The sequence below is a fragment of the Pseudoalteromonas sp. SR41-8 genome, from assembly GCF_014163915.1.
Classification (GTDB): domain Bacteria; phylum Pseudomonadota; class Gammaproteobacteria; order Enterobacterales; family Alteromonadaceae; genus Pseudoalteromonas; species Pseudoalteromonas rhizosphaerae.
The window spans coordinates 13,807-39,325 of record NZ_JACJEE010000008.1 but is presented as its reverse complement, the minus strand read 5'-3'; the positions used below and the strand labels follow the sequence as shown (position 1 = coordinate 39,325).

The following is a 25,519-nucleotide window of genomic DNA, read 5'->3' as shown; positions in this document are numbered from 1 at the left end:
CCTATTCGCCCATTTGTGATTGGTGATAGTTTTGGCTACCAATTTTATCAATCAAACCAAGTTGTTGTTCAAGCCAGTAAACGTGATCTTCTTCGGTATCGAATAATAGCTTTTCAAGGATCTCACGTGACTGATAGTCTTTTTCTTGCTCACAGACTGCAATTACTTCTTTAACACACTCAACGACTTCAAGCTCTAGGGTTAAGTCATTTTGCATCATTGATTTAACATCATGACCAATAATTAGATCACGACGTTTAGTCATGTTCGGTACGCCTTCGAGGAATAAAATACGCTTAATTAACCAATCAGCGTGATCTTTTTCTTCTTCCATTTCATGATTAAGGCGTACATAAAGTTTATCTAAACCCCAATCATCGTACATACGTGAGTGGATGAAATATTGATCGATTGCTGCAAGTTCATTTGCAAGCAATGTGTTAAAGCTGTCGATAACTTTTTGATTACCTTTCATAACGGCCTACCTTGAAATTCATAATTGCGACAAGTTTAGTGTAAAACCACAAAATTGCAAGTATTTTCCTTTTAAATCATATGGTTAATATTGCGTGTGATTCTCGTTTAAGTTTGCATTGTTGGTTGCTTTATGAACAGATTGCTATTTATATTTAAGGTTAAAGGTTAAAGGTTAAAGGTTAAATTAAGAAAGGCTCGTTCATTGCACCGCGTAATGAACGAGTTTAATGATGCTTAAAATTTATATTTAACGCCAACAGTTGCTGTTGTTCCTAAACCTTTGATGTTATAGCCGCCGAATGTATATGACTGAGCGCGGGCTGGAAAGTAATCTTCGTTAAATAAGTTTTCAATACCTGCAAACCCTTGCCAGTTATCAGCAAATTGGTATTGGCCAGTTAAGTTAAAAATATTATAACTTTCGACAGGGCCCTGATCGCCCACATATTTGCCATCGTCATTTGCTGCAAAGCGTTTTCTATCGCCGACATACAGGTAACTTAATGTTAGAGACATAGCATCACTGGGTTGCCAGTTTAGGTTAGCTGTCGCTTTTGGTGGGCTGATCTGTTTAGAACCTAAATAAACATCTGCTTCGGTGTTTTTACCTTCAACATAGCTATACGTTGCCAGTAATTTTAGGTTTGCAGAAATTGTATAATCTACCAGTGTTTCGTAGCCCCAAATTTCCTGTGGTGCTCGTACTGGTTCATATACGCCGGTCACTTCATTAAATTTATTGGTTGTGCCAAGTTCAGAGGTACTACGATAGGCGGCAACTTCAATACGTACATTATCAAATTGTGAATTAAAACCAATTTCATAGTTGTCGATGATCGAGGCTTCAGTTTGGATCTGTCCAATATCGTTTACCGTGGCAGCACGCAACAAACGGCCAATGTCTGAAATATCGGAGCCTTGTGAGTAACTTAAAAATGGGCTGAATTTTTCATCAAGGTTGTACTTAATACCAATATTATAGGTTGTCGCATCGTAATCTATAGTGTCGCCTTTAACGTTAATAGGTACTGAGCACTGAGTTGGCGTTTTACATAGTTTAAGTGTGCGGTAATCGTCTACAGTTAAATCAATGCTTTCTTTGCGAACACCGGCTTTGACAATAAGGTCATCAGCAATCACCCATTTGGTTTGTAAAAAGCCAGCAACACTTTGCATATCCATCTCTGGAACCCAGATACGGCCATCAACAAGTGGCTGCGAAGTCACATCGGTTAATGCATCGATACCATAAATAAATGAGGCTTCGATAGAATCAAAATCTATTTGGGTATTAAATGTTGCCCGTGCGCCTTTTTTCTCTGATCTGATAATTGACTGGCCGCCGTCATAATTTTCGTCTTGATTAGCAAGATTGGTGGAGAAGAAAAACACGTTTTCTATATCTTGCATATAAAGATCTAAGGTCATTTGGGTGTTATCAAATAGCGCGTAGTCTATGTACTTTAGGGTGATATTTTCGTTGCCTTCGGGGCCTTGTGGTTTACCTTGTTTTTGTAATTCAGATGGTACATGGATTGCGTAGGTTTTTTCGCCTAAGCTCATATCGCCAGCAACATCGCCTAGGTCTGTTTTTTGCTGCGAACTGAAGTAGTTATAACTAAACTGTAGCTGTTTTTCGTCATCAAAATCATAGCCCAATTTAGTAAAGTAGTTTTGTGTAACTGCGTCGGATAAACCATATTGTAAACCGAGTATGTCACCCTGGGCATCACGTTGTACGCCATTTTCTTCATAGCTGGCAGTAACTAAATAGCTAAATTTGTCAGCACGGCCATTAATGGCTGCTGATAGCCTTGCACCGGCACTTTCCTCAAGTTTTACCGCACTAAAGCGACTCGATAAACTTATTTCACCTTCGGTTTTACCATCACTTTTTGCTTGTTTAGTGATGTAATTAATAATACCGCCTGATGCACCGTTACCGTAAATAGAGGTGGCACCTTTGATCACCTCAATGCGGCCGATGGCACTTGGGTCGAGGCTCTTTATACCTAAAGAGCCATTACGCAGTGGGGTTGATTGCGGCACGCCGTCAATCATTATAAGTGGTGCACGACCACGCAGCGTTTGCCCGGTATTACTCGAACTACCTGTATCAGGAGCAAGGCCCGGCACCATTTGCGCAAGTAAGCTTTGTAGCTCTGGATTTACTTTTAAATGCTCTTCGATTTGCTGTTGATTGATAATAGTAATTGATGCGGGAACCTCATCAATGCTTTCAAAAACACGGCTACCAGAGACAACCACACGCTCCATTTGTGCATCGGTTAATTGGTTTTTATTGATTGCTTCATCGGCAAAAGTGGCAGTGCTTACAGCGAGGGCTAATAAAGTGAAAGAGGTTTTAAACATGAAGATCCTTTACGACTATGTAATTATGAGATATTGCTGTTTTTATTGGCGCAATAATAAGTGTAAAGAAGTGTAAAGGCAAGGGTATTGATAGTTATTATCAATTGCATTTTGTTTTTTGCTATTCAAAAAAGTTAAACATCAGCATTATGCTTGCAAAAAATGCCAACCAAAGCGGCGCACTTGCTTGATATTTTCCGACATTAAAAAGTTGATAACAAAAACCAATAAGCAGTAGTAGCTCAATAAGTAGCTGGAGTGGAAAACCCACAAAGGCATAAATGATTCCTATCACTGAGAGAAAGCTATTACCTGATAGTTTGCTCAAGGTGCCAGTAAAAAACTCGGCTGCTATAAAAAAACACAGGTGGTTGATTATAAATAATAATAGAACACTTTTCATAGCTCTCGTCCTTAAGCTTTTTTCCTGATGCGCTAATAAGTGATTAATTCCATGTAATTGGTACGATTAATTTTAGGAGCTAAAATAGGAAAAATAAAGCAACGTCACTTGTTTAAAGTATGAGTTGCCACAAGGCAAAAAGTACATTTACATCGAGTCAGGAACGGCAGTTATTTGAAAGGTAAGGGTGGCATGAGTTGATCTGACAGTGTTACTGGTGGTGTGAACTTAAAGTTATTGTTCAACATCACCAGTGCGAGCTGATTTATTAAAACGTTATAATGCTGAGTTATCTATAATGGCGTTTATACCAAAAGTAACCCCCGCTGATAGTAAAAAAAGCAGGCAGTAGTGCAACCAATAGCCATAACATTTGCACCAAAAAATCGGCAAAATCGCCAATATGAAATTTGTATTTAAAATTCCACGCGCGAGTTGTAAGGTTGGCCTTTGAGGCATCGTAAGATTGCAGGACTTGACCGGTGTATTGATCGGCCCATACCCAACTATAAGCATGACTTTCATCAGGATTTCTTACTCTAAGTGCAACTGGGTCGCTGGCTTTTTTAGGTAAATAGATACGAAATAATTCAGCCTCAGGAAATACGGCTAATGCGTTTTGTATAGCCACTGCAAAGTTATCGCCATTGATTATATTTGGCACCTCGAGTTCCGGCGCTTTAGGGCGTGCCTCTACATTATTTTGTGTTACAAACTCAAGCACTGCTTTGGTCTCGTCTTTCCAGTGAAATGCCATACCAGTAAAGGCAATTAAAATAAGAGGGATAAACAGATACATGCCAATCACTGTATGGAGTTGGTAAAGCAAAATACGTAATTTAGCCTTGGGTTTTATTACTAAACGTTTTAGGCGATTTTTAGGTTTAAGCCACATGTATACGCCAACGAATATATTGATAATAAAAATTAACGCACAGATAGAGACCCAATTGCGCAGCGGCTTTTTGCCATCTGCATCTTGGTATAATAGCCAACGATGAACGGCCATGGTAAAGCCATACACTGTACTGTAATAATCATATTTGAGCAGTACTTGTCCGGTATATGGGTTAACGCTGATATAGTTTTTATCAGCAAGCTGGGCTTGCCATGCAACAGTGGGCTGCTGCTCTGGCATAAGTAAAGTGACATTTTGTTTGGAGTGAATAGCCAGCGTATTGATAAGCACCGGATAGGCCAGTGGTGTTGATTGCGGGGTTACTGTCCAATATTGCGGGTTAATGATTTGCTGAATGTCTTTTGCGTAAATTAAAATAGCGCCGGTGATGCTTAAACAGATCAAAAACAGCCCACTAACTAATGTCAGTATTAAATGAGTACGGCGTAACCACAGCTTTAACAACACAGATATCCTATGATATTTATAAAAATAAAGATGCGATGATAAATGAGAACGCGAGCTGTTTTCAATAAAAATCCGATTAAATGCAATTATGAGTTCGCATCATGGTTTGTTATTGTGGCTGTTTATATTCAATAATACATTGCTCAATAGCAAATTCATGGTGTAAATAGTCTTTAATTGCGTCAATATCAAGTGGCTGAGTAGCTATGATCACCAGTTCACAACAGGTCGTTTTCTCATCAATTTGCCAGGCTTTAATGCTGTGTACTTGGCTAATTGTAAAGTGCTTTTGTAACGCATTAGTGATTGCTTCACGATTAAAGTTATTGGGCGCAGCTTGCATAAGAATTTTGCAACTTTCAATCAGTAGTAATACCCCGTGATAAATTACATATGCCGAAATGAATACTGTGGCAATCAAATCAACAATATACCATTGATAGAGAATAATTAAGGTACCAGCCACAATTACCACGATCGAGGCCATAGCATCAGACACATTATGAATAAATGCAGCGCGAATATTCATGCTATTTTTTGCCCCCGCACGAAAGGTCAACACCGCCGTCGCAACATCAATTACTAGTGCTAATGCTGCCACCCACACTACAATCCAGCCATCGATTGGGGTTGGGTTAAAATAGCTGTCAATGGCTTCTAGTATTAAAAATCCACCAATAATGATTAAGGTGCTGCTGTTTAACAATGTGGCTAAAATTTCTGCACGTTTATAACCAAAATGATAGTGCTCGTTAGCGGGTTTATTACCAATTCTACGGGCGATTAATGCGATAAAAATAGCCGCTGCATCACTGAGATTATGCAATGCATCGGCAATTAAAGACAGACTGCCAGAGATAAGACCGCCAACAACTTGGGCAATAGTAAGTAGCACATTGATAAAAACAGCGAAGCCTAGCTGGCGATCACTTTGGTCGTCATTGTGATGACTATGAGAATGTTGATGAGCCATATTGAGTATTGCCTAAGTTGTTATTATATTGATACTACAATACTAAATGAGCATTGCTGAATTAGCCAGTGGCATAAAGTTGGCATCTGTCGCGAGCGGTTAAGCACTTCTCAGTAACGAAAAGATGTGTTAAGTTAGCTTGGAAATCGTTCAAAGGATATATTGCTTGAAGCAATTAGTGTTGTTTATTTTAGCGTTTGTACTACTTCAGCCTGTGCTGGATAGTTTTGACGTGGCTGATCATAACACTGCTATTAATGTAACCTCGCAATTATTACATCAACAAAGTCAATTAGACGAACACTGCTCTGTCAATAACGATCATGATATTCACCAACTGCAACATCAGCAATTAAGCCAAGCATTAGCTGATAACGCCGATGATGCGCATTGTCATGTATGTCATATCCCCGCATTTTTTACTGAGCCGTGGCAGCAGCATGTCAATTTACCAAGCTACGACATTATTAGTTTGAACGCCCCTGTATTTAATTCGCGTCTGCTTATTCCTGATCTACGCCCTCCAATTACTCACTCACTAAGTTAATTTTTAGCTGGCCAATATTATGGTCACCGATTTATTTAGTAAGAGTATATGTTATGAATTTATACAAACCATTTGGGTTTGCTTGTCTGTGTGCGACTGTATTAGCTGCACCACCCGCATTGGCTGCGCCAACGCACAATACCGCCGATTTAACCTGGTTGTTGTTGCAATTAAAACAACACCCAAATTTACAGGCTGATTTTCAGCAGCTGCAAAGTGCCACTGCATCTGTGCGAGCCGCAGGGCAATCTCTATATAATCCAAACCTTGAGTCGAGTATTGAAAAAGAAGGCGATGCTAATAATTTTAGTATTGGGCTGAGCCAAACATTTGATATTAATGATCAACAACAGGCACAACACAGTGCGGCGCTACTTACACTGGTTGCACAGCAGCAGCGTTTGCAATTAACGTATTTACAATTAGTTGAACAAACCCTGATTGCGCTTATCAATTGGCGCAGTAGTAAAGCAGCTTTTCAGTTAGCGCAACAGCAAGAGCAGCAATTAGAGCGTTTAGTTACCGTGGTTAAGCGCCGTCGAGCGGCCGGAGAAGTCGGGTTGCTGGATGAACAATTAGCATTGTACTCACTATCAGAAATTTTGAATCAAACCGCCCAACAAGCCAGTGCTTATGCAGATGCTAAATTAGCTGTGCAGGCACTGTTACCAACGTGGCACGAGGATGGACAGCTGACACCTGAACAGTTACTCAGTGGTATTAAACTCACTACAGATACTGAAAATGTGGTCCAACATCCACAACTTTTGCTGGTGAAATCACAATGGCAACAACAGCGTCAGCAAGTAAAGGTGATCAAAGCAGAACGAGCCGTCAAACCAACCATTGGGCTTGTAGCAGGTAAAAATGGTGATGATAACCTTGTCTCTGTGAGTTTTTCTATTCCGCTGAATATAGTGAATAATTTTAGCGATGAATATCAAGCTGCAGAATTTATGGTGATGTCAAAAGAAGCCGAATATCAAGCTTTAAAGCGCACTATGACGTTTCAAGCGCAAGCCAGTAAAGAGGTGATGCAAGCGTACGCTCAGCGCGTTAAGCGTTGGCAGTCGATTAACCAAGCAAATGCAGATAGCAGCCTTACGTTGATAGAGCAACAATGGCAAAGCGGTGATATCAGTACCGCTGAGTACCTAACCATGCGCCAACAGCGTATTTCAGGATTACTTGCTGGCATTGAAATTGTTCAGCAAAGCCAACTGGCGAGCGTGAATTGGTTAACGCAAAGTGGTCAACTTAGTCATTATATTTCTACCTTTACGGATCCCCTAACTGATGGAGCTGCACTATGACGCGCTTAAAAATTATTCTTTCTGCTGTGCTATTTATTTTTAGCAATTTAGGGCAGGCAACCACTGTTGCACAACAAAAGTTTGATGATACAAAAACAGGTCATCAACACAGTGAAGAAGCACCGCACGCTCATACACCAGATGCAGCCCTTGATCATAGTGCTACCACAGCAGTACAACCGAGTGAGAATGTTGAACATGATCAAGCCGGCGGGGTACGTTTAACCCCGACACAAATGCGTTTAGCAAATGTGCAGATCAGCCCATTAGTGAAGCGCACTTATCAATCGCAGCTATATGCCCCTGGTGAAATCAAAGCTAATGGTTATAGCAGTTATGTATTATCGCCACGGGTAGATTCAATTGTGGTGAAACGTCACGCAACCTTAGGACAACATATTCAAGTAGGCGCACCGTTAGTGACTTTATTTAGTGCCGAGGTCGCCAGTGCACAAACCACTTATCGATTAGCTAAAGCACAGTGGCAGCGGGTGCAAAAAATGGGCAAAGGTACGGTGAGCGAAAAACGCTTACTCACAGCCAAGGCAGAATATGAAGTGGCTCACAGTCAACTTGTGGCGTTTGGTTTATCGGCTAAAGCAATTGCGCAAAGTGCGGTCAGCCCAGCCGATAAACTGGGGGAGTACACATTATTTGCTGGTACGTCAGGGGCTGTGCTCAGTGATAATTTTGCACAAGGGCAGCGGGTCGATGCAGGAATTGAACTGATGCTGATTGCTGATGAAAGTCTACTGTGGGTTGAAGCGCAATTGTCGGCAAATCAAACCATTAATATTGATACAGGCACAATAGCGCAAGTGAAAGTGAATCAATTCACATACCCAGCCAAGGTGATCCAAGAAGCACACACTATAGATCAGATCACTCGTTCACGGATTGTGCGTTTAAGTGTACAAAACAGCCAGCATCAATTACACCCGGGGATGTTTAGTGACGTGTATTTTGAATTTTCAACTGAGCAACAAGTTTTGGCAGTACCAGAGCAAGCTCTACTTAGGAACCCAGATGGTGATTGGGCGGTATATGTGCAAGATGAAGACGGTGAATTTATAGCAACTGAAATTGAACGTGGCCGACGGTTTGGTCAGCTTCGTGAAATTAAAGGATTAGCTGAGGGCACTAAAGTCGTTACTCAAGGAGCATTTTTTGTCGCATCAGAACAAGCTAAAGGCGGTTTTGATCCGCACAACCATTAGGAGCTAACACTATGTTTAATAATATAATAGATAGTGCGATTGCTAATCGATTACTGGTTTTGCTGACTCTTTGTGTATTAATTGTCACCAGTGTTGTGGTGATCCCAAAACTCAACCTTGATGCTTTTCCAGATGTTACCAATGTGCAAGTGGCTGTTAATACCGAAGCACCAGGTTTGGCTGCCGTTGAAGTTGAGCAGCTGATCACTTACCCAATTGAAGCGGTCATGTATGCATTACCTGATGTAGAGCAAGTTCGTTCGATTTCTAAAACGGGGCTTTCTGGTGTCACCGTGGTGTTTAAAGAAGGGGTGGATATCTATTTTGCCCGCCAACTGGTATTTGAGCGTTTGCAAGCAGCGAAAGAACTGATCCCGGACGGGATTGGTTTGCCAGAAATGGGCCCGAATACGTCAGGGCTCGGGCAGGTTTACCAATACTTATTAGCGGCATCACCTGAATCTGGCTTGAATAGTATGGCGCTGCGCAGCTTAAACGATTGGATTGTCAAATTGCTTATTCTACCTGTTGATGGGGTTACCGAAGTACTGTCGTTCGGTGGTGATGTGCGTCAATACCAAGTAAATCTTAACCCAAATAAGTTATTGGCTTATCAGCTCGAGCAACAACAAGTGGTAACTGCACTGGAAGAAAACAACACCAATGTAGGTGGCTGGTATATGAACCGCGGCCAAGAGCAGTTAGTTATTCGTGGAACAGGTTGGTTTAATGCCGGCACACTAGGGCTGCAAGAAATAGCACAAACGCCATTGAAAACCATCAATGGCACAGTGATCACCATTGCCGATGTGGCAGAGGTGACGCTTGGCAGTGAAATTCGCCAAGGTGCCGCTACGATGAGTAAAAAAGATGGTCAAGGTAATGTGCAATCATTAGGTGAAGTGGTGACAGGGGTGGTATTAAAACGCATTGGTGCAAATACCAAGCAAACCATTGATGGTATTAGCGCGCGGATTGCGATGATCAATCAAGCACTACCAGAGGGGGTAACGTTTGAACCGTTATATGACCAAGCTGATTTGATCACCAAAGCGGTTGATACTGTGGTAGATGCCTTGCTATTAGCGTTTGTATTTATTGTGGTTGTGCTGGCGTTGTTTTTAATGAATTTACGCGCCACATTATTGGTTTTATTGTCTATACCAATCTCCATTAGTATGGCTTTATGTGTCATGTCGTGGTTAGGGCTCTCGGCTAATTTGATGTCACTCGGTGGTATTGCTGTGGCAATTGGTATGCTGGTGGATGGCTCGGTGGTTATGGTGGAAAATATTTTTCGTCACTTAACTAACAATATTCATGCTGATCACTCACCGGCTAAATTGATCACTATGGCGGCTAAAGAAGTTGCCAGGCCGGTATTTTTTGCTGCACTAATTATTTTAGTCGTGTTTATGCCGCTGTTTAGTTTTGAAGGCGTAGAAGCTAAATTATTCCAGCCAATGGCTATAAGTATCATGTTAGCTATTATTTCTGCTGTGATTGTTGCGCTAGTAATCGTGCCAGCAATGGCAGTGTATTTATTTTCTAAAGGTGTCACAGTTAGGCGCAGTGTATTACTTGAACCGTTAGATAAAACTTATCAAACATGTTTACGCTGGGCAATGAACGCACGTAAAACGGTGATCTCGCTGGCGGGAATATTAGTTGTGATTGCTGGTATCTTATTGCCGCAACTAGGCACTGAGTTTGTGCCAGAGCTTGAAGAAGGCACTATTAACTTACGGGTAACACTGGCACCTTCGGCAAGCTTGGATACAGCATTAATGGTCGCTCCTAAGTTGGAAGCGATATTATTGGCCTTTCCTGAAGTTGAGTATGCACTTAGCCGAATTGGTCGCCCAGAAGTCGGGGGGGATCCAGAGCCAGTTAATAATATTGAGATTTACTTAGGTTTAAAGCCAGTGAGTGAATGGCAATCAGCTGCTAATCGTGCACAACTGCAAGTGTTAATGGAACAAAAATTAGCGCAGTTTCCTGGTTTATTGTTTAACTTTTCACAGCCGATAGCCACGCGGGTGGATGAGCTACTATCAGGGGTGAAAGCGCAACTAGCGATTAAGCTGTTTGGTGCTGATTTAGATGTGTTAGTCGCTAAAGGGCAGCAAATTGAGCAAGCTGTAAAAAGTGTTGCTGGCGCTAAAGATGTGGCAATGGAACAAATTGCTGGTGAAGCACAATTAGTGATCAAACCGAACCGCTTAGCACTTTCTCGCTATGGTTTATCTGTGGGTGATTTAATGTCGATAGTGCAAGATGGCATTGGCGGCACTGCGGCAGGGCAAATTATTAATGCCAATGAGCGGTATGATATTTATGTGCGCATTGGTGCAGAGTTTCGTGACAGCCCAGAAGCCATTGCAGACCTACGTTTATCCTCACCGACAGGTGCCGTGGTTAGGGTTGGAGATGTCGCAACGGTTAATATTGAATCTGGTCCGCCACAAGTGCGCCGTGATGACGTTCAGCGCCGAGTAGTGATCCAAGCCAATGTACAAGGGCGCGATATGGGCTCAGTCGTCGCGGATATTCGCCTTGCCATAGCTGAGCAAGTTGATTTACCCGCAGGTTATGGTGTGAATATCGGCGGTCAATTTGAAAACCAACAACGGGCGCAGCAACGTTTATCTATCGTGGTGCCTATTTCGCTGGCTTTGATTGCATTACTTTTGTATTTTGCATTTGGCTCAATAGGCCAAGCATTGCTGATTTTAGTCAATGTGCCGTTAGCAGTTATTGGTGGTGTGGTTGCACTTTACGTATCAGGGCAATATTTATCAGTGCCAAGCTCTGTGGGTTTTATTACCTTGTTTGGGGTGGCAGTGCTTAACGGCGTGGTGATGGTTGAGAGTATTAATAATCGCGTTAAAGCGGGAGATAGTCTACAAAGCGCGGCATTTAATGGCGCACTATCTCGGCTGCGACCGGTACTAATGACAGCGTTAACCTCAGCGCTTGGTTTGATACCCATGTTGATATCAACAGGCATCGGCGCTGAAATTCAAAAACCATTAGCAACGGTTATTGTTGGCGGATTATTTACCGCAACCTTTCTTACTTTATTTGTATTGCCGGTACTCTACGCTCAATTTAGTCAGCAGTTTTATCGTGTCAATGGGAATAAAAACTAGCTTTACTGCAGTACCTTACACAAGGCGCATAAACTTGCGTCTTGTGTTATTTAGTGCATTAATATATGTAAGTAAGTGTCTAAAACAATAAAAAGTTGATTATGGAAATACAATGCTGAATAGCCTGTTAAAAAATAAAAGCCAATCTATACGGACGAAACTGATTGTTACTTTTATTGTCATTGCGCTAGCGCCATTGTGTTTACTGTCGTGGTTTAGTTTACAACATGTTATTGATTCACTAGAGCAAAGTGCTGAGGTGCAACTAGTTGAATTGAGTAGTATAGGTAAGCAATTTGCTGATATTTGGTTTGCAGATCATATTAAAGATTTGTACCTTTTAAATGACCAGCTCAGCCATAAGCAGTTGGATAAACAATCACTAATCAACGAATTTGTTGCGCGCTATGACTTTGTAAATGACATTGATATTATTATTGACCCTCTTAATCGTACTAATTTAGTTAATAATGCTGCATTCTCTGAGTTAGATAGCGAACAGCTAAACGCTATGCTTACCGATTTAGAGCGAGGCGCAGCGAGTGTATTTATCTCAACGCAAGCAAAGCCGCAACGACACTTTGTGGTGTTGTCAGTAACCAATACCCAACAGATATTAAACTCTATTATTTTGGTTGAGGTTAATTTTCAAGGGTTGCTCGAAAACTTAGCTCATGTTCATGAAAATAATGAAGAGTTGACCTTTCATATTATCAAAAGTGGCGTTGTACAAGATGCAACGCACTCCTCACTTTCTGCGATGTTAAGTAAGCATTTAGCAAAGTTTGATCATGTCTTTACTTATCATAAAAGTGATAATACCAAGCACTACGCGATACTTACACAGTTAAACTTTGCTAGTGCAACTGATTGGCAACTACTGGTGGAAAAGCCTGCGGTGGTTATGCTCAAAGGCGCCACTACTTATAAAAAAGCGGCGATGTTAGTTAATATTATTGCTTTATTAGTCATTCTGGTGCTGTCGTGGTGGTTCGCTCGGCGGCTATCACGGCCACTTATTTCGCTTGCTAGGGCATCGACTGAGATTAGCAATGGTTCGCGAAGCCGCATACCTATTTTAGCGGATAGCAGTGAACTGCAGCAGTTGTCGATTGACCTCGATCATCTGGTTAGTAGTAAATTACAGCAGCAATCAAGGTTGCAAATGCAAAGTGAAGCACTGCAATTAGCACTTAAGCAACTAGCGGAACAAAAAAGCGCACTTGATGAACATGCAATTGTTGCAGTGACCGATATCAAGGGCACGATCACCTTTGTTAATAAGAAATTTTGTGAGATCAGCGGTTACTGCGAAAGTGAATTGTTAGGAAAAAATCACCGTATTTTAAACTCCGGGACTCACCCTAAAGATTTTTTTAAAGGCATGTATAAAACCTTAATCGCAGGCAATGTATGGCATGACCAAATCTGTAATCGAGCAAAAAATGGTGACTTTTATTGGGTCGATACCACCGTAGCGCCTTTTTTAGATGAGCATGGGCAACCGCAAAGTTATATTGCTATACGCACAGACATTACCGCATTGAAATTACAAGAATTTGAACTCGAACAGCATAAAACACAATTGCAATTAGTGCTGGACAGCACTGCAGTAGGGATCTGGGACTGGTATGTAGATACCGGCAAAGCATATTTTAATAACCGCTGGGCGAGTATTATCGGCTATAAATTAGAAGAACTACAACCAACTGATTTTAATACATGGAACAAATATACTCATCCAGCTGATCTTGTTACTTCAGGGCAGCTTTTAGAACAGCATTTTGCGGGTGAGAGCGATTATTATGTCTGCGAAGTTCGTATGTTGCATCGTCTCGGACATTGGGTGTGGGTACTGACCACAGGACGTATCGTTGAGCGCAATAGTGATGGCTCTGCAAAACGAATGATAGGTACTCATCTTGATATTACAGAGCGAAAAGAAACAGAAGCACAATTACAATTGAGTCGCGACCGATTTGTGTCTCTGGTTGGCAATATTCCAGGCATTGTGTATCGATGTAAATACGATGCCCAATGGAGCATGCTCTATCTGAGTGAACAAACAAAAGTTATTACCGGCTATGAACCAAGTGATTTAGTTGATAATCATAAGCTGAGCTTCATTGAATTAATTCACCCGGATGATGTCTCAAGCGTGGCAGAGAAAGTGAGAGTCGATGCTCGTCAGCCATGGTCATTAGAATACCGTTTGGTCGCTTCTGACGGCAGTATTCATTGGGTACATGAAAAAGGTCAAGCAGTGTATGATCAGGCTGGCAAAGTATTGTATTTAGATGGTTTTATTCATGATATAACCGAACGTTATCATACTCAATCAACACTTTACCGCCAACAAAACTTACTTGAAGCAATGAGTAAACAAGGTCAAATTGGTGCCTGGGAAGTTGATTTAGAAGCACAGACTATGTACTGGTCTGATGAAGTCAAAGCAATTCATGAAGTCGCTGACGACTATCAGCCAGTAATAGGGCAAGCTCTTGATTTTTATAAGCAAGGTGAACATCGTAATAAAATTAGCGAACTGTTCGAAGATGCTGTTATTAATGGTAACAGCTGGGAAATAGAGTTAATCCTTGTCACAGCGTTAGGCAATGAAAGATGGGTTAAGTCGATAGGCCAAGTTGAATTTAAAAATGAACGTTGTGTGCGTGTGTATGGTTCATTTCAAAATATTGATACTTACAAATACCTCGAATTAGAGAGTAAAAAAGCCAATCAGTACAATAAAAACCTGGCTAGTTTAACAGTTTCTCCTGAGGTACAGGCTGGTAATTTCGATGCAGTAAAAAATTTAGTTGCGCAGTCAATGTGTGAGGTACTAGATGTGCAACGCGCAGCAGTTTGGTTGTTTGATGAAGCTAGCGATGAAATGACGTGCGTGAGTTTATTTATTGATGAACAAGGCTTTGTCGAGCAGCCTTTAGTGTTTAAAGCGAGTCAATTTCCCGTTTATTACCAAGCAATATTTGCACAAGGTTTAGTGGCAATTAATGATGTTAATAGCCATCCTGCAACTGTAGAATTTATTGATACTTACACAACGCCATTAAATATTAATTCGATGCTCGATGCGGTGATATCTACCGGTGAGGGCATTTTAGGGGTGCTATGTGCGGAAAGTGTCGATAGCTATCGCTGTTGGAGCCAAAATGAAGAAACCTATTTACGCTCTTTAGCGACATTAGTGGGCAGCGTGTTAATGTCGCAAAGGCGAAAGCAAACCGCTCAAGAGCTGAAACTTGCATTAGTTAAAGCTAATGCTGCAGCAACAGCAAAAAGCCAATTTTTAGCAACCATGAGCCATGAAATACGCACCCCAATGAATGGGGTGTTGGGTATGCTTGAGCTTATCGAACTTGAGGCCTTGACCAAGCCGGTGCGAACGAAAGTCGCTATTGCTAAAAATAGTGCGCATTCTTTATTATCGGTAATTAATGATATTTTAGATTTTTCGAAAGTTGAAGCTGGTAAAATCGAGCTAGAAAGCATCAACTTCAATGTCTGTAATTTACTTGGCGAAATAGCTGAATCTCAAGCGTTATCAGCGCAAGAGAAAAATATTGAAATCATTCTCGATTTAGTGGCTGTGACACCGGTGCAATTTAAAGGCGATCCGGGGCGTATTCGCCAAGTGTTGACCAATTTACTGAGTAACGCTGTTAAGTTTACTGCGCAGGGGGAGATATTGATCCGCGCATCAGTAACCGCCATTGAACAGCAATATCAGCTCAGTATTAGTGTAAAAGACTCCGGCATCGGAATTGATCTAACCAAGCAAAAAGATTTATTTAGCCCTTTTTCACAAGTTGATGCGTCGACTACGCGCGAATATGGCGGTACTGGCTTAGGTTTAGCAATTTGTATGCAGCTGTGTGAGCTGATGGGCGGAACTGTCACTTTAACCAGCGAAGTTGGCCAAGGCTGTGAATTCACAGCGACGATTATGCTTCAAGAGGGGAGCGAAACCGAACGCAGTATACCGACCATAGATCTGACCAAGCTCACTATATTGGTGGTTGATGATAACGAAACCAACCGGATTGTGATAAGCCAACAGCTTGCTCATTGGGGAGCTAAAGTAGAGCTTGCATGCAATGCAAGGCAGGCGCTTGAGCTGTGTGAAAAGCGTATAGCTGCTCAACAGAGTTTATATGATATAGCGTTATTAGACATGCAAATGCCAGAAATGGATGGCTTAGCGCTGTGTCGAAAATTAAAAGCTGATGATGATTTTAAAGCTATGCCATTAGTAATGATGACCAGTATTGCGGGGATGGAAGGCGCGCAGCGGTTTAATGATGCTGGATTTCAAGCGTACTTTCCAAAACCGATTACCACTGCTGATTTGATTTCAACAATAGCAGTGATCGCTGATGAACAGTGTTCGACAGACTTACCTTTAGTGACATCAAGTTATATATCCTCACTGCGTAGTGATCAGCATAGAGCAAATAGCCATATTTTATTGGTTGAAGACAATCCGATTAACCAGCAAGTATCTAAACTAATGTTAAGTAAACTGAATTTTACCGTAACGCTAGCGGAGAATGGTCAGCAAGCTCTTGATATTTTAGCGAAAGTACCTGCAGAACACTTTAATTTAGTGCTCATGGACTGCCAAATGCCGGTGATGGATGGATTTGACGCTACTCGCGCAATTCGTGCCGGTGAGGCGGGTGCTAAACATCAACAGATCACGATTATTGCACTCACAGCCAATGCAATGGATGAAGACAAACAGTTGTGTTTAGCATCTGGAATGGATGACTACTTGGCTAAACCAATTCAACTACAAATATTAAAAGATAAACTAGATCAGTATTAAACAATGCAGTAATAAATAAGAGAGCTTATGACAGACCAAAAAACGATTACCTTAAGAGATGCGCAGCCTTCGGATGCTGCTACTATTTTGCATTTTATTACCGAATTGGCAATTTATGAAAAAGAGCCCGATGCAGTTAAAACCGATGAACAGGCGATTTTAAAAACCCTGTTTAGTGAAGGTGCAACAGCGCATAGTTTGATTTGTTTTGAAGGCGATACGCCAATTGGCTTTGCGGTGTACTTTTACAATTACTCGACTTGGCTTGGCAAGAATGGCTTGTACCTTGAAGACTTATATGTCAGCCCAGATTGCCGAGGTAATGGTGCGGGTAAACTGATTATGCAACATTTGGCACGCCAAGCTATCGCAAAAGATTGTGGCCGTTTTGAATGGGTGGTACTTGACTGGAATCAACCTGCGATCGATTTTTACAATAGTATGGGGGCAGAGCCACAAAATGAGTGGATCATTTATCGACTTACAGGACAAGCATTAATTGATTTTGCCGAGAAATAAAAATACGCAAATATAAATAAAAATCATTTGCATTAAGTTGTTTGGCTGTGTAAATTAATCACATCATTTAATTTTGTGCAGGTGATTTTTATGTCACACCCACAGTTTCACAGCAGTAATAAATTGTCTCAGGTTGAGCAAGTATTAAGTCCTTGGCAAGCCAACATTATTGCTGGAAATACAGCGTTTGAACGCGGTGCTTTAATTGAAGCTCGCGATAAATACACGACAGCACACACCCTCGCAGCTCGTTTATTAAGCCAATTTAGCCAAGCAAAAATATGCCAGTCAGTTATTAGCGCAATTGAACATTGCTGCCCCGCATTCGTTGTTGCCGCTCATAATTTAGCGGATACATATCGAGCGATGAATCAAGCAGAGCAAGCGTGTCAGTGTTTGTGTGATGTGCATATAAGTTCAAGTCATTTGCTCCAGCATCCATGCGATACGGTGCGTACAGTGGTTGTGCACCATCATCACAAAACCTACACAGAGTTAGTACAGTTTGCCAAATTGCACAGTCATTACCCGCAATTAATAGAACAAATCAATCAGACGTTAAGTTACACCCCAGATCAAACTGCCACTGTGCATTGATCACTTATTCTTAATCCGACAAGGAACAATTATGGCGTTTACATTACCCCCATTACCATATGAGTACGATGCGTTAGAGCCACATTTAGATGCTAAAACTATGGAGATTCACCATACTTTGCATCATCAAACATATATCAATAAAGCCAATGCGGCACTTGAAAATACCCAGTATAGCGATACTGATGTACATGAGTTACTCGTAAAGATTGACACGTTGCCAACTGAGCTGCAAAAAGTAGTGCAAGAGCATGGTGGCGGACATGCAAACCATTCATTGTTTTGGACAGTAATGAGCCCCAATGGTGGGGGTCAGCCAAAAGGGAGTTTATTAGATGCGATCACAGAGCAGCTTGGCAGCTTTGATAACTTTAAAGAGGCATTTACAGCAGCAGCTGTTAGTCGCTTCGGCAGTGGCTGGGCGTGGCTAAGTGTTAATAAAGATAACCAGCTTGTGGTGGAAAGTAGTTTAAATCAAGACAGTCCATTAATGCACGGCAACACGCCGATTTTAGGTTTAGATGTGTGGGAGCACGCCTATTATCTGAAATACCAAAACCGCCGCCCGGAGTATATCGCAGCATTTTATAATGTGATTAATTGGGCTGAAGTTGAGCGTCGTTATTTAGCTGCTACCAGTAAATCAATCAGCGAATAAAGGTTGAGTGCCGAAAATGGCTAGTAAACTGTGTTTTTTCACGTACTCTATTAGCAGATGTATAGTTAAGAGCACCTTATGGATACTAGCCATTGGCAACTTGCCAGACAAAGCCGCGACCATCGTTTTGATGGACTCTTTTTCATCGGTGTTAAAAGCACCGGTATTTATTGTCGGCCAATTTGTCCTGCCCCTACTGCAAAAGAGCAAAACGTAGAATACTTTCAATATGCCCATAATGCTGCCCAGGCTGGATTTCGCCCGTGCATTCGTTGTCGCCCAGATAGCGCCCCTGGAAGTAGCGCATGGCAAGGAACAAAAACCACAGCGCTGCGAGCCAAACATCTGATAGACAGTGACTTAACAACACAACAAAGCTGTGAACGGTTAGCTGAGCGACTAGGCGTGAGTAGCCGCTATTTAAGGCAGTTATTTCAGCAACATTTTGGTATCTCAGTAACTCAATATCGGTTATTTAATCAATGCCATTTCGCTAAAAAATTATTACAAGAAACAAGCCTGTCGGTATCCCAAGTTGCTTTTGCAGCGGGCTTTAATAGTATTCGTCGCTTTAATGATGCTTTTTTACAGCAGTTACATATTTGCCCGTCAAAAATGCGTGGTGAGCGCAGTACATCACGTGCGATGTTGACGCTTAAATTACCTTTTCGGCCCCCTTATAATTGGGCTGCGTTACAGCAATTTTTAGCTAAGCGGTTAATTTCACCTCTTGAGTGGCTTGGTGAGACATATTATGGTCGCAGCTTTAAAAACCAGCATTGCCAAGGCCAGTTTACGGCTGAGTTTGTAGAGCACAAACATCATTTTTTAGTCAGCATTGATATTGATCAGCCACGCTTTTTACAGCCTATTTTAAGTGAAATTCGCAGGGTGCTCGATTTAGATGCCGATACTGCGCAAATCGAACAATACCTAACAACTCAACTTCAAGGGGCAATTGTGTTAACCCAAGGGCTGCGGTTACCTGGTATTTGGTCGGTATTTGAGGCTGGTATTCGTGCGGTACTTGGCCAACAAGTCAGTGTGACTGCTGCGCATAACTTAGTGACTCAGCTGGTGGATGAACTGGGCGAACAAGATGGCGAGCGAGTGTATTTTCCAACCCCTGAGGTAGTGGCAAACAGTGAGCTGGCATTTTTTAAAATGCCTCAAGCGAGAAAGAATGCGCTGCGTAATTTAGCGCAATTCTGCGCCGATAACCCTGATTGTCAACAGCTTGATCAATGGCTGCCACTCAAAGGGATTGGACCTTGGACAGTAAACTATGCAAAATTACGCGGCCAAAGTCAGCCCGATATTTTATTAGCAGGAGATTTAGGTGTAAAGAAAGCACAGGCGGGGGCAAAACCATTTAATGATGAGATGTGCGCGCCATTTCGCTCCTATTTAACCTTTCAACTATGGCAGCAGCTAACATGACTATTATTCAAACCCGCATACCCAGCCCAATTGATGAGATTATTATTCAAGGTAACCAACACGGGGTGAGTTATGTGGGCTTTTATCCAGTTATAGAGTGCTCAGAAACCCCATTTTCAGAGGTTGAGCAGCCACATATTTTAAATTGTGCTGCGCAGCTTAATGACTACTTTACAGGCAAGCGAACAACCTTTGATATCACTCTAGCCACCCATGGTACTGCTTTTCAACAAGCGGTATGGCAAGCGCTCACCGCGGTGCCATTTGGACAAACACAGAGTTATTCAGATATTGCTCATGCACTCAATAATCCCAAGGCAGTTCGCGCAGTGGGGGCTGCTAATGGTAAAAACCCAATCAGTATTATTGTGCCGTGTCACCGTATTATTGGTGCCAACGGTAAATTGACCGGCTATGCGGGTGGGCTAGAGCGCAAGCAGTGGTTACTTGAGCACGAAGGGCTGATTTAATCTTCAAAAAAGGGTCAATAGACTCCAGGAATTAGTTTTAGCACGGGTAAAAAAGGTGATGTTCAATCAAGATTAAGGTAGCATTAGCGCACTTTTTTCAGGGTAGGCATTTTCATGGCTCAGCTGTACTTTTATTATTCTGCAATGAACGCAGGTAAATCTACCACGCTTTTACAATCGGCATTTAACTATCGCGAACGCGGCATGGAGCCTGTTATTTTAACGGCTGCATTGGATGATCGTGCTGGTGTTGGTAAGGTATCTTCTCGAATTGGTTTACAAGCTGATGCACATATTTTTGATGCTGACAAAGATGTTTTTGAACTGATCAAACAGCTTAATAGTGAACAAAAACGTCACTGTGTGCTGGTGGATGAATGTCAATTTTTATCACGTCAGCAAGTAATGCAACTGACCGATGTGGTGGATGAATTAGGCATTCCGGTGTTGTGCTATGGCTTGCGTAATGACTTTAGAGGCGAGTTATTTAGCGGCTCGCAGTACTTACTAGCGTGGGCTGATAAACTGGTTGAACTTAAAACGGTGTGTCATTGCGGTCGCAAAGCGAACCATGTATTGCGTACGGATGAGCAAGGCAAAGCGATTGCCGATGGTAATCAAGTGGAAATTGGCGGCAACGACCGTTATGTGTCGGTGTGCCGCAAACACTATAAAGCTGCGTTAAACATGCAGCGCCGAAGTTAACGCTGCTATAAATTGATCAATATCGGCTCGAGTGATCTGTAAATGAGTTACTAAACGCAAAGTTTTGCTTGGGCTGAATACTATCCCTTGTCCTTTTAGTTGCTGTGCAATGGCATTAATATCAACATTATCAGCAACATTTGCATAGACCATATTGGTTGTATCGCGCGACAAGTCAACGTTAAAGCCTTCAATGGCACTGAGCTGCTGCGCTAAGTAACGCGCATTGCTGTGATCGTCGGCTAAACGACTAACATTGTGCTCAAGTGCATAGTGGCCAGCGGCTGCCAGCATACCAGCTTGGCGCATAGCGCCGCCAAGTACTTTACGCCAACGCCTTGCTTTATTGATCAGTTCAACAGAGCCAAGTAGTAATGAGCCTACTGGTGCGCCTAAGCCTTTTGATAAGCAAATAGACACGGAGTCAAAGTGTTTGGTTATCTCGGTAATATCTACCTTAAGCGCAACCGCAGCGTTATAAACGCGAGCACCATCCAAATGCAGTGCTAATTGATGGCTGTGAGTGAACTCACGCGCTTGGGCTAAATAACTTAATGGCAGCACTTTACCGCCAATGGTGTTTTCTAAACTGAGTAAGCGGGTATTAGCAAAGTGAAAGTCTTTGGGTTTGATAGCGGCGCGTATTTTGTCAAAGCAGAGGCTGCCATCATTTTCATTCTCGATAGGTTGCGGTTGGATTGATCCAAGCACTGCCGCGCCACCGCCTTCAAATTTATAATTGTGTGCATTTTGCCCACAAATATATTCATCACCACGTTCGCAATGAGCCATTAACGCTAATAAGTTTGCTTGGGTGCCGGAGCTACAAAACAATGCACTGGCAAAGCCATGACTCTGTGCTGCAACGCTTTCTAATTTATTAATACTGGGATCATCACCATATACATCATCACCTAAAGGGGCGTTGAACATAATTTCGCGCATTTTAGCGCAGGGCTTAGTGACAGTATCAGAACGAAAATCAATCATGATATCTCCGGTTGTGTAAATTGCTTGCTGATCTCTTGGCGAGTTTGTTGATCAAAATAACTCCACGCAATAAAGCGACTCACTTTTTGCCCTTGCGCCATTTCAATGATTTTAACTTCAGCCACAGGGTGTGTTTTTAATTGTGCTTGTAACGTGGCTAAGTTTTCTTTTTTTGAAACTAAAGAGGTAAACCACATACACTGCTCAGCAAATAGGGCACTTTCATCGATTATGGTACAAATGAATTGCGCTTCGCCACCTTCACACCAAAGCTCATTATGTTGCCCGCCAAAATTTAAAGCCGATTTAGGGGCTTTGCCTAAGTTTTTCCATTTCCGCTCGCTACTTTGAGCTGCTTGTTGTTCACTGGCATGAAAAGGAGGGTTACACAATGTAATATGAAAAAGCTCTTTTGCATTTATTACCCCCTGAAAAATATGCTGCGACTGCTTTTGTAGCTTGACGGTAATTTTGCGATTATTAAATTGTACGATTTGTTTGGCTAATTTTACAGCGCTCGGATCTATATCTGAGCCTGTGACGCTCCAGTTATATTCATGGCTTGCTAGTAACGGGTAAATTATGTTCGCACCAGTACCTATATCCAGCACTTTAACTTGTCTGCCTTGAGGTATAACGCCTTGATTATCGTTTGCTAGTAAATCGGCCAAGTAGTGAATGTAATCAACGCGTCCTGGAATCGGTGGGCAAAGGTTGTGTTCAGGTATATCCCAAAAATCAACGTTATAGTACGCTTGCAAAAGTGCTTGATTAAGCGTTTTTACTGCTTTGTTATCACTAAAATCAATACTTTTAGTACCATTGGGAGTAAGCACGATATATGGTTTTAAAGTGGGCACTTGAATACTTAGGTAGTCTAAATCATAGCCTTCGTTATGGCGATTTCGAGGGTGTAGTTTTGATTTTAATGGTGTTGATTTCATAACAAATAATTAGCTTAACAAACAAAAAAGTTATTTTACCAGAGAAACACATTGACGTGTGATCTTGTTTAAATTACTGGTAGGATGAGTTGCGGTTCATAACAATGACAACAAGGAACTGAAATGGCGATCGTACAAGAATCAGTATTTATTAAACTAACTGAGCTACAAACATTACATTTGCGCCGCATAGCAGATAACAGCAAAGTCGCTGGGCCAGCTGTGTTGTTTATGCATGGTGCTGTTGAAAATGGCAAAATATTTTATACGCATTCAAATAAGGGTTTAGCACCTTTTTTAGCTGAGCAAGGATATGTGTGTTATGTGGCTGATCTACGAGGTCGTGGTGACAGCAAACCGGCTATCTCAAAGCATGCTCACTATGGCCAAACCGAAGCTATTATTGAAGATATTCCCGCTTTTATTGCTAAAATTACCGAGCGTGAAGGTAGACCACCAGCGTATTGGGTAGCCCATTCCTGGGGTGGTGTATTAATGAATAGTGTGTTTGCGCGTTTCCCACAGTATATCAATGATGTAAAAGCATGTGCTTACTTTGGTACTAAACGCTCGCTTTATAATCATCATCCACAAAAATACCTTCAAGGAAATTTGATTTGGTATTTTTTAGCGCCAATACTGGCTAAAAAACATGGTTATTTACCCGCCAAAAGACTCAAGTGGGGCAGTGATGATGAAACTAAAAAGTCGCATTATCAAAGTATGCAATGGGCTAAACGTAAACCATGGTTAGATAGCGACGACGGGTTTGATTACGCGCAAGCTGTGGCTGGCTTAAGTTTGCCACCGACCTTACACATAGGGGGGGTGAAAGACAAAGCGCTTGCACAACAAATTGATATTGAAAAATTTATTGCCGAGTCAGGTACTGGTATTCAACACCTGCAAATGTACGGGAAAAAACACGGCCATCAATATGATTACGATCATATTAATATGTTAACGCACGCTAGTGCTAAAGCAGATCAATTTAAGGATCTAGTGACGTGGTTTGAGCGTCATTCAGCAACGCCCTGAGTGGCGTTTCAAAACGTTTCCAGTGTTCTATTGCACGGTTATGTAGCGGTTTTCGTACAGCTGCTTTGCTAAGCGTGGTAACTGGTTTTTTTGATTTATAAAAGTCTAAACATTGTGCTTCAAATGCGGTACCTAAAAATGTAAATACGCTTTTTAACGTATCGCGCGGCTCGCTGATCAGTTGCTCATAATGAACATCTAAGATAGCCGAAGGTATTGCTTGTTGCCAATGCGTCATCAAACCTTGGTATAAATCATAGTAACGTTTAAATTCAGGTAATGAGCAAAAATAAGGTTCATTTTCTGCAAAGTAATTACTATAAACGGACCAAGCTGTGGCATTAAAATCGCGCTGCAAGTTAATAAACTTAGCATTTGGAAACAATAAATAGATAAGCCCTAACGATTGATAATTAGCGGGCAATTTGTTGATCATGAACGCGCGAATAGGTTTTGCTTGTTTTAACCGTGCGGTATAAAGAGCCCGCGCTTGCTCAATCAGTTGCGGTGTTAGTGCGCTGATACATTCAGGGTAGGACAACTTGGTTTGTTGTTCTATGAATGCAACAACTTGCGAGCTAATACAGCGATCTTCCCCAAGGCTTGCAAATTCACTATGTGAAGCTAACATTTGTTCTAATAATGTTGAGCCACTGCGTGGCATGCCAATAATAAAAACGGGCGAAACAGTACCAGTAAATCCAGGCTTGATAGTGGCAAATAAACTTTTTGGGTTATAACGCATAATAGTTTGATAAAACGGCGTTAATTGTTCAGTGTTGAAGCTACTCAATTGCAGCTGCAATTTATTGGCTAGTTTATAATAATTTACAGCTTGTTCTATATCATTGAGTTGATCATAACTTTTTGCCAAGGCGTAATAACAAACCATTTTTAAACGTAAATTATTGGTTTGTGTGAGTAAATGATGCAAGTTACTGATGTAGTTATGCTGTTGATCAAAGCGGCCAAGTTGTACCAGTTCAAATAAAATATAAGCAGTGACCGGATATAAACCAATACTTAGTGCTTGTGCAAAGGTGGTATGTGCTTTATCTAATTCGCCATGGGTTAAATAATGTTGTGCGAGATAATAGTGTGGCTCTGGGTTATGACTAGCAATGCTTTTTGCATACTCCAGTACGGTTAATGCATCATTTGGCGAATTAACGCCATTAAATGCATCCGCTAACGCGTGCAGTGGCTCCAACATATTAGGTAGACGTTCACAGCTTCTTTGTAATAAATAAACTGCAGCATCAAAGCGCTCTAAGCGCAGGGCAATACGGCCCAAACCAAATAGCGCCTCGCCATTTTGGGGATCACTTTCAAGCAAGGTTTTATAGTGAAACTCCGCTTCTTGGAGTTTGTTTTCGGCAAGTAGTTGGTTAGCTTTTTTTAGCAACATGCATCACTTTTTTTATTTTTTAATTACTATATTTATTATTTGGGTATAGCACGAAAAAGGCGAAATGTCTTGAGCATTTC

General features: G+C 41.6%; 19 protein-coding genes. 12 read left to right on the top strand and 7 right to left on the bottom strand.

From position 1 onward, the window contains the following. Position 1: 1 nt before the first annotated feature. The 4 genes from bfr to H5162_RS07390 form a co-directional block, all read right to left on the bottom strand. Positions 2 to 475, bottom strand: coding sequence for a bacterioferritin (bfr, locus tag H5162_RS07405; RefSeq protein ID WP_149980077.1), 474 nt, complete (start codon positions 473 to 475; stop codon positions 2 to 4). A gap of 236 nt (positions 476 to 711) precedes the next feature. Continuing rightward, positions 712 to 2,850: a TonB-dependent receptor gene (locus H5162_RS07400; RefSeq protein WP_182778099.1), complete on the bottom strand. Its 2,139-nt coding sequence runs from the start codon at positions 2,848 to 2,850 to the stop codon at positions 712 to 714. A 692-nt stretch (positions 2,851 to 3,542) separates the two neighbouring features. Further along, positions 3,543 to 4,616 carry a PepSY domain-containing protein gene (locus tag H5162_RS07395; protein ID WP_182778181.1) on the bottom strand — a complete coding sequence of 358 codons (1,074 nt, stop codon included), beginning with the start codon at positions 4,614 to 4,616 and terminating at the stop codon, positions 3,543 to 3,545. Positions 4,617 to 4,728: 112 nt separating this feature from the next. Then, entirely contained in the window at positions 4,729 to 5,592 is an 864-nt protein-coding gene (locus H5162_RS07390) for a cation diffusion facilitator family transporter (RefSeq protein ID WP_145236243.1), read from the bottom strand. A 166-nt stretch (positions 5,593 to 5,758) separates the two neighbouring features. On the opposite strand from H5162_RS07390, the gene H5162_RS07385 reads away from it, so the two are divergent. The 11 genes from H5162_RS07385 to H5162_RS07335 all read left to right on the top strand — a co-directional run bounded on the left by H5162_RS07385 (position 5,759) and on the right by H5162_RS07335 (position 21,059). After that, positions 5,759 to 6,139, top strand: a complete 381-nt coding sequence (locus H5162_RS07385) for a hypothetical protein (RefSeq protein WP_182758504.1) — start codon at positions 5,759 to 5,761, stop codon at positions 6,137 to 6,139. 53 nt (positions 6,140 to 6,192) lie between these two features. Further along, a complete protein-coding gene (locus H5162_RS07380) occupies positions 6,193 to 7,452 on the top strand; it encodes a TolC family protein (RefSeq protein WP_182778097.1) in 1,260 nt (419 codons plus the stop codon). Further along, positions 7,449 to 8,669 carry an efflux RND transporter periplasmic adaptor subunit gene (locus H5162_RS07375; protein WP_182778095.1) on the top strand — a complete coding sequence of 407 codons (1,221 nt, stop codon included), beginning with the start codon at positions 7,449 to 7,451 and terminating at the stop codon, positions 8,667 to 8,669. The genes H5162_RS07380 and H5162_RS07375 overlap by 4 nt, the downstream gene beginning before the upstream one ends. An 11-nt stretch (positions 8,670 to 8,680) precedes the next feature. Then, positions 8,681 to 11,821 (top strand): efflux RND transporter permease subunit, encoded by a 3,141-nt coding sequence (locus H5162_RS07370; RefSeq protein ID WP_182778092.1) that lies wholly within the window; start codon positions 8,681 to 8,683, stop codon positions 11,819 to 11,821. A 112-nt stretch (positions 11,822 to 11,933) separates the two neighbouring features. Then, complete coding sequence (locus H5162_RS07365; protein WP_182778090.1) at positions 11,934 to 16,670, top strand: PAS domain-containing protein; 4,737 nt, start codon at positions 11,934 to 11,936, stop codon at positions 16,668 to 16,670. A 27-nt stretch (positions 16,671 to 16,697) separates the two neighbouring features. Beyond that, positions 16,698 to 17,189: a GNAT family N-acetyltransferase gene (locus H5162_RS07360; protein WP_182778088.1), complete on the top strand. Its 492-nt coding sequence runs from the start codon at positions 16,698 to 16,700 to the stop codon at positions 17,187 to 17,189. Positions 17,190 to 17,279: 90 nt separating this feature from the next. After that, on the top strand, positions 17,280 to 17,786 hold the full coding sequence (locus H5162_RS07355; RefSeq protein ID WP_182778086.1) for a hypothetical protein: 507 nt from the start codon (positions 17,280 to 17,282) through the stop codon (positions 17,784 to 17,786). A 31-nt stretch (positions 17,787 to 17,817) separates the two neighbouring features. Further along, positions 17,818 to 18,444 (top strand): superoxide dismutase, encoded by a 627-nt coding sequence (locus tag H5162_RS07350; protein WP_182778084.1) that lies wholly within the window; start codon positions 17,818 to 17,820, stop codon positions 18,442 to 18,444. A gap of 78 nt (positions 18,445 to 18,522) precedes the next feature. Continuing rightward, entirely contained in the window at positions 18,523 to 19,884 is a 1,362-nt protein-coding gene (locus H5162_RS07345) for a DNA-3-methyladenine glycosylase 2 family protein (RefSeq protein WP_182778082.1), read from the top strand. Further along, positions 19,881 to 20,354, top strand: a complete 474-nt coding sequence (locus tag H5162_RS07340; protein ID WP_182778080.1) for a methylated-DNA--[protein]-cysteine S-methyltransferase — start codon at positions 19,881 to 19,883, stop codon at positions 20,352 to 20,354. Before H5162_RS07345 ends, H5162_RS07340 begins: the two co-directional genes overlap by 4 nt. A 114-nt stretch (positions 20,355 to 20,468) precedes the next feature. Beyond that, positions 20,469 to 21,059 carry a thymidine kinase gene (locus tag H5162_RS07335; RefSeq protein WP_145236208.1) on the top strand — a complete coding sequence of 197 codons (591 nt, stop codon included), beginning with the start codon at positions 20,469 to 20,471 and terminating at the stop codon, positions 21,057 to 21,059. On the opposite strand, the gene ltaE is transcribed toward H5162_RS07335, so the two are convergent. After that, a complete protein-coding gene (gene ltaE, locus H5162_RS07330) occupies positions 21,036 to 22,049 on the bottom strand; it encodes a low-specificity L-threonine aldolase (RefSeq protein ID WP_182778078.1) in 1,014 nt (337 codons plus the stop codon). The genes H5162_RS07335 and ltaE overlap by 24 nt on opposite strands. Then, positions 22,046 to 22,993, bottom strand: a complete 948-nt coding sequence (gene rlmF / locus H5162_RS07325; protein WP_182778076.1) for a 23S rRNA (adenine(1618)-N(6))-methyltransferase RlmF — start codon at positions 22,991 to 22,993, stop codon at positions 22,046 to 22,048. The genes ltaE and rlmF overlap by 4 nt, the downstream gene beginning before the upstream one ends. A 123-nt stretch (positions 22,994 to 23,116) precedes the next feature. Between rlmF and H5162_RS07320 the strand changes: the two genes are divergently transcribed. Further along, positions 23,117 to 24,031 (top strand): alpha/beta fold hydrolase, encoded by a 915-nt coding sequence (locus tag H5162_RS07320; protein ID WP_182778074.1) that lies wholly within the window; start codon positions 23,117 to 23,119, stop codon positions 24,029 to 24,031. Here H5162_RS07320 and H5162_RS07315 read toward each other — a convergent pair. Further along, positions 23,985 to 25,439 carry a sulfotransferase gene (locus H5162_RS07315; RefSeq protein ID WP_182778072.1) on the bottom strand — a complete coding sequence of 485 codons (1,455 nt, stop codon included), beginning with the start codon at positions 25,437 to 25,439 and terminating at the stop codon, positions 23,985 to 23,987. The two genes, H5162_RS07320 and H5162_RS07315, sit on opposite strands and share 47 nt — an antisense overlap. Positions 25,440 to 25,519 lie beyond the last annotated feature (80 nt).